The organism is Jannaschia rubra, assembly GCF_001403735.1.
GTDB lineage: Bacteria > Pseudomonadota > Alphaproteobacteria > Rhodobacterales > Rhodobacteraceae > Jannaschia > Jannaschia rubra.
This window is the reverse complement of record NZ_CXPG01000014.1, coordinates 1-7500: the sequence shown is the minus strand read 5'-3', so window position 1 is coordinate 7500 and position 7500 is coordinate 1. Positions and strand designations below refer to the sequence as shown.

The following is a 7500-nucleotide window of genomic DNA, read 5'->3' as shown; positions in this document are numbered from 1 at the left end:
CCAGTGGGATCGGTGGATAGTATGCTTTTGATCATCCGCATCTTCTATGGAAGAGCGGACCGGCGTCATCCGCGAGGTAGGATGCGCCGGTCGGAAGAAGCCTGTCTTCTTCTGGATCAAATCAAGCGCGAGAAGGGCGTTTGGTGGATGCCTTGGCAGTAAGAGGCGATGAAGGACGTGATACTCTGCGATAAGTCATGGGGAGCTGAGAATAAGCTTTGATCCATGAATTTCCGAATGGGGCAACCCACCTGACAGTGCTCTGTTGTTTGCTTCGGCAATCAACAGGATGCTGAACCAGGTATTCTTTACCTGAATACATAGGGTTTAGAAAGCAAACCCGGGGAACTGAAACATCTAAGTACCCGGAGGAAAGGAAATCAATATGATACTCCCCTAGTAGCGGCGAGCGAACGGGGACCAGCCGAGCCGTGAGTGTGATTGGAATTACCTGGGAAGGTAAGCCAGAGTGGGTGACAGCCCCGTACAAGAAGCATGATCGGACGTATTAAGTAGGGCGGGACACGTGAAATCCTGTCTGAAGATCGGAGGACCACCTTCGAAGGCTAAGTACTCCTTACTGACCGATAGCGAACCAGTACCGTGAGGGAAAGGTGAAAAGCACCCCGACGAGGGGAGTGAAACAGTACCTGAAACCGGACGCCTACAAGCAGTGGGAGGGCCCTTGAGGCCTGACCGCGTACCTTTTGTATAATGGGTCATCGACTTGGTCTCACGAGCAAGCTTAAGCCGTTAGGTGTAGGCGCAGCGAAAGCGAGTCTTAATAGGGCGACATAGTTCGTGGGATCAGACCCGAAACCGAGTGATCTAGGCATGACCAGGATGAAGGTTAGGTAACACTAACTGGAGGTCCGAACCCACACCTGTTGAAAAAGGTCGGGATGAGTTGTGCCTAGGGGTGAAAGGCCAATCAAACTCGGAGATAGCTGGTTCTCCGCGAAATCTATTTAGGTAGAGCGTCATCCGAATACCCCGGGGGGTAGAGCACTGGATGGGTAATGGGGCCCCACAGGCTTACTGATCCTAACCAAACTCCGAATACCCGGGAGTACTAGATGGCAGACACACGGCGAATGCTAACGTCCGTCGTGAAGAGGGAAACAACCCTGACCTCCAGCTAAGGCCCCTAATTCATGGCTAAGTGGGAAAGCAGGTGGGACGACCAAAACAACCAGGAGGTTGGCTTAGAAGCAGCCATCCTTTAAAGATAGCGTAACAGCTCACTGGTCTAAATAAGTTGTCCTGCGGCGAAGATGTAACGGGGCTCAAGCCATGAGCCGAAGCTGAGGATGCACATCGTGCATGGTAGCGGAGCGTAGTGTGATATAGTTCCACGCCTCTCCTGCATCGCTTGCGATGCATAGGAGGCAGGGAATTTTCGATGAAGCCCGGGCGTGAGCCATCGGGTGGAGAGATCACTAGCGAGAATGATGACATGAGTAGCGACAAACAGGGTGAGAGACCCTGTCGCCGAAAGTCCAAGGGTTCCTGCTTAAAGCTAATCTGAGCAGGGTAAGCCGACCCCTAAGGCGAGGCCGAAAGGCGTAGTCGATGGGAATCAGGTTAATATTCCTGAGCCAGTAGGATGTGACGGATCTCGAGGGTAGTTCATCCTTATCGGATTGGATGGGCTGCTTAGAGGTTCCTGGAAATAGCCCTACATGAGATCGTACCCTAAACCGACACAGGTGGACTGGTAGAGAATACCAAGGCGCTTGAGAGAACGATGTTGAAGGAACTCGGCAAAATACCTCCGTAAGTTCGCGAGAAGGAGGCCCGGTTTCCAGGCAACTGGAGGCTGGGGGCACAAACCAGGGGGTGGCGACTGTTTACTAAAAACACAGGGCTCTGCGAAGTCGTAAGACGACGTATAGGGTCTGACGCCTGCCCGGTGCCTGAAGGTTAAAAGGAGGGGTGCAAGCTCTGAATTGAAGCCCAGGTAAACGGCGGCCGTAACTATAACGGTCCTAAGGTAGCGAAATTCCTTGTCGGGTAAGTTCCGACCTGCACGAATGGCGTAACGACTTCCCCGCTGTCTCCAACATCGACTCAGCGAAATTGAATTGCCTGTCAAGATGCAGGCTACCCGCGGTTAGACGGAAAGACCCCGTGCACCTTTACTACAGCTTCAGACTGATATCAGGTCAAGCATGTGCAGGATAGGTGGTAGGCTTTGAAGCATGGACGCCAGTCTGTGTGGAGCCGTCCTTGAGATACCACCCTTGCTTCGCTTGATATCTAACCGCGGTCCGTTATCCGGATCCGGGACCCTCTGTGGCGGGTAGTTTGACTGGGGCGGTCGCCTCCTAAAGAGTAACGGAGGCGCGCGAAGGTTGGCTCAGAGCGGTCGGACATCGCTCGTTGAGTGCAATGGCAGAAGCCAGCCTGACTGCGAGACTGACAAGTCGAGCAGAGTCGAAAGACGGCCATAGTGATCCGGTGGTCCCAAGTGGGAGGGCCATCGCTCAACGGATAAAAGGTACGCCGGGGATAACAGGCTGATGATGCCCAAGAGTCCATATCGACGGCATCGTTTGGCACCTCGATGTCGGCTCATCTCATCCTGGGGCTGGAGCAGGTCCCAAGGGTACGGCTGTTCGCCGTTTAAAGAGGTACGTGAGCTGGGTTTAGAACGTCGTGAGACAGTTCGGTCCCTATCTTCCGTGGGTGTAGGATACTTGAGAGGAGTTGCCCCTAGTACGAGAGGACCGGGGTGAACGATCCACTGGTGGACCAGTTGTCATGCCAATGGCAGTGCTGGGTAGCTATGATCGGACAGGATAACCGCTGAAGGCATCTAAGCGGGAAGCCCCCCTCAAAACAAGGTATCCCTGAGGACCGTGGTAGACCACCACGTCGATAGGCCGGAGATGTAAGCGCAGCAATGCGTTCAGTTGACCGGTACTAATTGTCCGATAGGCTTGATTTGATCCAGTAGAAGCCATGCTTCGAACAATCGATCGAAAGCATACACACCAATACGTATACTTGATTTGGAAATACGATGAGTTTTTTCGGTTTGGTGATCATAGCGCAAGCAAAACACCCGGTCCCATCCCGAACCCGGCCGTTAAGTGCTGTAGCGCCGATGGTACTGCGTCTCAAGACGTGGGAGAGTAGGTCATCGCCAAACCTAGAAAGCTCATCGTTCGTATCTCTCTTTCGATGAAAGCCGCCCTTCGGGGCGGCTTTTTGCGTTTCCGGCTCGGCCCAAATTTGGGTATTCAGTCCCAGCATTTGGTGGATCGGGTCGGGGATGGCTCTTTCCGGGTCTGACGTCCAGATTTCGCGGATGTACTCCAAGAGCATGGTAAGCGGCGTCTGCGCCGCGCGTGTTGTCAGCTTGACGGCATGAAGGTCCACGGCAGCAGATCGTCGATATTTGCCTGCGGGTGGGCGGCGGCAACTGCCTGAAGTGTTCCCTTGAGATATCCGACGGGCGTTCACGCCGGACCGTCTTCAAATCGAGTCCGACAAGTCGGCAGGCCCAGCGCTGCGAGATGTCCTGATCCCGTATCGCCATCAGCGCTGCCTCTCGCCGCTCATTCGGCGTCGTCAGCTCTTTCCCAGCAAGTCCTTCAGTACGACATTGTCCAGCATGCTGTCCGTCAGCGGGCGCTTGAGCTTGGCCTTCTCGTCTTCCAGCGCCCTCGGATTGGCGGCGTCAGACACCTCCATGCCGCCATACTTTGATTTGAACTTGTGGAATGTCCCTTGGCTCAAGCCGTGCTTTCGGTACACCTCCGAAGTCGGCATTCCGGCTTCTTGTTCCTTGATCATCTATATAATCTGCGCCTCGGTGAAACGGCTCTTTCGCATCTGTTTGCTCCTTTGAATGGTTGAGCAAACTCTACATCACAACGAGGGAAGTTTCGGGGGGCAGGTCCTTGACCGTGCGGTTCATCCGTTCGACCTGGCCGTTTGTCGGGAAATCGGTCCACCGGACCGATTTCTGACCCTCCAAACCGCAGGGACGGTTGGGCTTGGTCAGCCGGTGTTCGATCCCGTTGGCTTGGCAGATCATGTCGAAGCGCATCGGCCGGGAGAGGATCGTGTCGCGGTTCCGCGACTGCTCGGCGAACTGGATGCCTTTGTCGGTCAGGATCGTGTGGACTCGGCAGGGCACGGCTTCCAGCATGTGCTGGAGAACCTCCCACGCCGTCTTTCGGTCGGCTTTCTCGACGAACTGGGTGATCGCGAATTTGCTGGTCCGGTCGATGCCCGCAAAAAGATAGAGCTTTCCCTCGGAGGTCTGAACCTCGGCGATGTCGATTGGAAGAACCCGATCGGAGAGCGCTTGACCTTCTGTCGCTTCGGCTTGTCCACTGTCCGGCAGGGCATTGCGCAGCAATGTCACGAAAGGGGCCCTCGACGTTGGGCAAGCGTGAGACACCGTGCCGTTGCAGGCACCGGTACAGCGCCGAGCGCGTCAGATGCGGGATCGATGGCTGCAAGACATGGAGACAATCGTCGAGCGGCAGCAGCGCGTCACGCCGGAATGCGACAATCATCGCCTCCTCCGCCTCGGTCGGAACCGTGGAGCGCGGCTCCTTCGGACCGGTCTTCGGATCCTCGACCGTCGCCCGGTTCCGCCACCTGGCGACCGTGTCGGGGTTGGTTCCCAACTCCCCGCTCAGCTGCGAGAGCGAAGCTTGCCCCTCCAGGGACATCGCCGCGCAATACCCTGCCGGGCAGCGGGTCGCTGTAGTGCAGCTCTGCCGGCGAACGTGGTCGTGGCGCTCCCATGACGAACTCGTCCCATGTCGCTTCCTTCCATCCCAAAGAACAGATCGCGCCATCAAACCGTGGGATCAGACACCTGGGGCTCCCGGCGGGCACGGGGTATAAGTAAGTTATCTAGCGGGCTTCCACCTCAGGTTTCGTCGGTGCCGTTCGAGAACACGAAGGGCTCAGAGAAGCCAGACGGTGGGCGTACTGTCGGAGCCAATCATCGAACTCTGAATCGTGCGCATCATGATGTTTAGGCTTGGCTTGGGGGGACGATGACGTCGTGAAGTAGGGGATTTCGTCTGACGACGCCTGCTCGACGCGTCCGCCGACCTTCCACGTCAGGTTACATCTCGGGTCGAAGTGTGAAGACCACCATCGGCCTCGAAAGATGCCGGCGAGCGTTCAGCAATCCCCGGTCCCGACAACGAAGTGGCCAGTTCCGCTCATGCAGGACAGTACAGTGGTTCAATTGTGCCGGGCCGGTGGACGGAAGGTGCGATCTGTAGAAATCGCAGGCGCCGCGAGGGGTGGCCGGCGTCTTATCATGCGACGACCGATCCAAATGCCAACGGCTATGGCTCCTACAGCCAGAAGGATCGTACCGGCGCCCGATACTTCCAGATGGTAGGGCTCTGCTGCGCGCTTCCCCGCATGCTTCGCGCGGTCCTTCGGGCTGACTTGACTACGAGGCCAGTGGCGAGGGTCGAAAAGACGGGTGTTCGCCAGCGTCTGTTCCAGCGGATCCAACTTGTGGGGGGTGAGGGGGCGCAGGCTCCGGCCGTCTTCTTGCCGCAACTCCTCGATCGCGGGGACCAGTGCGCTGTGTTCACTCCACGTCGCGCGCAAGGTGTCCGGGTCGCAGTCCAGGTGTTCGGCCAGAAGCGAGAGCATGATGGTGCGGATTCTGTCGCGATCGGCCGTTGTCTTTGCGTCTATTGCAATGTCGCATTCCGTATCGAAGCCCATGGAGCGGTTGTCGACATTGCTCGACCCGACCCTTAGGATACGGTCGTCGACGATGAACACCTTCGCATGGACGTAGATCGACGTGCCGGCGTCGTTCACGGGATAGAAGATTGCGAAACGACCGCCACCGCCGCGCGCGTCCGCGTCGTGCAATCGTTGCATCATGCGCGAACGGATCGAGTGCATCGCCTCGTCCTCCAAGAAGCTTTCTGCTTCCAGTGGATTGACGATCACGATCTCAGGGCCGTCAGGTTCGGCCAGCCGGGCTTCCATCGCCTCACAGAGCGACCCGGCAGCGAGATACTGACTTTCTACATAGATGGTGTGGCGTGCGGCGCGGATGCTTGCCAGATAGAGTTCCTCGATCTCGTTGATCAGCGGCTCGCCGTGATAGCGCGGCGCGGTGCGGGCAATGCCAACCTCCACGTCCTCGAAGTCGGGTATCAGATCGTCCGGCCAAGGGAGAGAACCCTGAGCCTGGGGCACCGGCAGCGTTTCGCCCGTCGCCGCCTCCCACCTCAATCGTCCCAGATCTCCCAGAGCGCGCGCGACCGGTCCGAGCAGGGCGGTGGTCACGTCGTGCCAAGGCCCGTGCGATGAGCCGTTCGGATTGGTTCGGCGGTCGTCATCAGGCGCATGATCGCGGGTATCCCATCGTTCCGTCGTCACGTCGATTCCACCGCAGAACGCTAGGCGGTCATCGACCACGACGATCTTCTGGTGATGACAGGCCCCGGCTGGGTGATGGCTGTCGAGGGCGAAATGAATGCGCTTCGACGCCATCTTAAGGCTCAGTGTCTCCCAGGCCTGGGTGGCGATCTCGGCGAGCATCGCGCCGTCCCATTTGAGGATGTGCAGTTGGACATCGGGGCGCCGATCCACGACGGCTTCCAGGAAGTCACCCAAGCGGTTCGGCCATCCGTCAGGCGCGTTGCCATCGGCGTCACCTTGCCCCGGAACCATCTCTATCCGCAGGTCGAAATCCCATCCGATCAGATAGATCGCCTGTTCGGCACCAATCAGCGCGGTACGTAGGTGCAGGAAGTAGTCGGCCGCATCGACAATCAGGGCAAGGCGGTCGGCGCGTTCAATGCGCCAGCAGGTCTCGCCCGGACGGAGAAGGGGTTTGGTCATCTCATCGGTTGTGGGCATGGCTTTTCCTCGGCGTCGAATGAATGTGCGGCGCTGTTCGCCGCCTACTGTTCTAACAAGCGAGGGCTAGGATTCGATCCGAGAAACCTGCAGCCGGCCGGGGTGCGCCATCGCGCAAGAGAACGCGCAGGCGGCGACCGATGCCGGTCCCGGCCGCATCGAACATCCGTCAGAGCTTCAACGTCCTCAGCGGCGCGCTGACGGACGGGAGCAGGTTTCGCGTCCTCGCATCGGGCGTCCGCGCACTGGATGCCACGATTCCCCGCCGAGATCGGACATGATCGTGTCGAACACCAGCACCGGGTTCACTTCGATTGCGATGCTGGCCCCGTGCGAGCGTGAGAGGATTAACAGGCTGCTGAAAAGGCCGGTCTCGACGCGGTTATGAGAACATGATTCACTTCCGGCACGGCAGCGGTGGTTAGGGTGACGATGCGTGGGACGGACGAAGCGAGCGGGTCGCCGTTCAGCTATGTCGACCTTGAGGAGCGGATCCCTGCGGGTCATCCGCTTCGCAAGATCCGGCAGATCGTGAACGATGCGCTGACGAGCCTCGATGCCGAGTTCGACGCGCTCTATACCGACTTTGGTCGCCCCCCCATTGCGCCGGAGCGCCTGATCCGTGCGAGC

Annotated in this window: 2 protein-coding genes, 2 rRNA genes and 2 pseudogenes; 3 read left to right on the top strand and 3 right to left on the bottom strand. The window is 58.1% G+C overall.

The annotated features are described in order from the left end of the window. Positions 1-119 precede the first annotated feature (119 nt). Together JAN5088_RS05925 and rrf are read left to right on the top strand one after the other, a co-directional pair. A 23S ribosomal RNA gene (locus JAN5088_RS05925) occupies positions 120-2950 on the top strand. A gap of 89 nt (positions 2951-3039) precedes the next feature. Continuing rightward, positions 3040-3154, top strand: a 5S ribosomal RNA gene (gene rrf, locus JAN5088_RS05920). Positions 3155-3406: 252 nt separating this feature from the next. Here rrf and JAN5088_RS18180 read toward each other — a convergent pair. The 3 genes and pseudogenes from JAN5088_RS18180 to JAN5088_RS05905 form a co-directional block, all read right to left on the bottom strand. Continuing rightward, positions 3407-3801, bottom strand: a pseudogene (locus tag JAN5088_RS18180) (transposase); the annotation flags it as partial. A 103-nt stretch (positions 3802-3904) separates the two neighbouring features. Then, positions 3905-4783: pseudogene (locus JAN5088_RS19760) on the bottom strand (DDE-type integrase/transposase/recombinase); the annotation flags it as partial. Between the two features lie 434 nt (positions 4784-5217). Continuing rightward, positions 5218-6870, bottom strand: a complete 1653-nt coding sequence (locus JAN5088_RS05905; protein ID WP_074962383.1) for a phospholipase D-like domain-containing protein — start codon at positions 6868-6870, stop codon at positions 5218-5220. 432 nt (positions 6871-7302) lie between these two features. Here JAN5088_RS05905 and JAN5088_RS05900 point away from each other — a divergent pair. Then, positions 7303-7500: transposase (locus JAN5088_RS05900; protein WP_503089865.1), on the top strand; the 198-nt coding region annotated here is incomplete at its 3' end.

Coding starts and splice junctions, on each gene's coding strand:
- JAN5088_RS05905 (WP_074962383.1), bottom strand. CDS start 6,870: ATGCCCACAACCGATGAGATGACCAAACCCCTTCTCCGTCCGGGCGAG.